The organism is Bartonella sp. AP58NXGY (genome assembly GCF_042195785.1).
Lineage (GTDB): Bacteria > Pseudomonadota > Alphaproteobacteria > Rhizobiales > Rhizobiaceae > Bartonella.
The window spans coordinates 1-804 of the sequence record NZ_JBHIOY010000188.1; the positions used below are offsets into that span (position 1 = coordinate 1).

Below are 804 nucleotides of genomic sequence, written 5' to 3' on the forward strand. Positions count from 1 at the left end.
TGAGGCGGCGTCTCATCAAGATGTGCGCGCTGTTTTGGATGCGGTGAATGCTTTGCTTATTTGGGGGGGCAAAATCCGTGTGATCTCCACCCATAATGGTGTGCTTAATCCTTTCAATGAACTGATCCGTGAGGCAAAAGCAGGCAAGGTTCCTTTTTCTCTGCATTGTTACCCTTTTGGTGAGGCTGTTAAAAATGGTTTGTTTAAACGGGTTTGTGCTATGAAGGGGGCGGTGTGGAGTAGGGGAGCAGAACAACAATGGGAAGAGCAAATTCGTGCCTCTTATGGGGTGCGTTTGAGTGCGATGCGCCAAGAGTTAGATGCCATACCGGCGGATCAAGAAGGGGCGGCTTTAACGCGTTTGCAGATTGAAAATTGTTGTGCGAAAGATATTGCGGTGTTGCGTTTTGCTTGTGTGGATGATTTTAAAAATCAATCGGAACATCAACGAAGTATTGCTGCTTTTTCTTGGTGTGAGAAGCATATCAAGCCTTTGCATTCTAGGCTTGATCGGCGGCGTCAACATGTTTTTGGTGTTGATTTTGCTAGGTCTGGTGATGCCACCTCCATTGTGGTGATGGAAGTGGGACAAGATTTGGTGCGCCGTGTGCGGTTTATGGTGGAATTGCGCAATATGCCGTTTGATCAACAAAGAGAGATTTTATTTTATGTTGTGGGTGGTTTGCCACGTTTGTTGGGTGGTGCGTTAGATGCGCGGGGCAATGGGGCTTATTTAGCGGAAAAAGCGGCACAGCGTTATGGGGGTCTTGTCAAGGAAGTGTCCTTGTCACAAAGTTGGTATGG

General features: G+C 47.4%; 1 pseudogene. It reads left to right on the top strand.

Annotated features, from left to right (window positions below):
• Positions 1–804: pseudogene (locus ACFINC_RS10355) on the top strand (hypothetical protein); the annotation flags it as partial.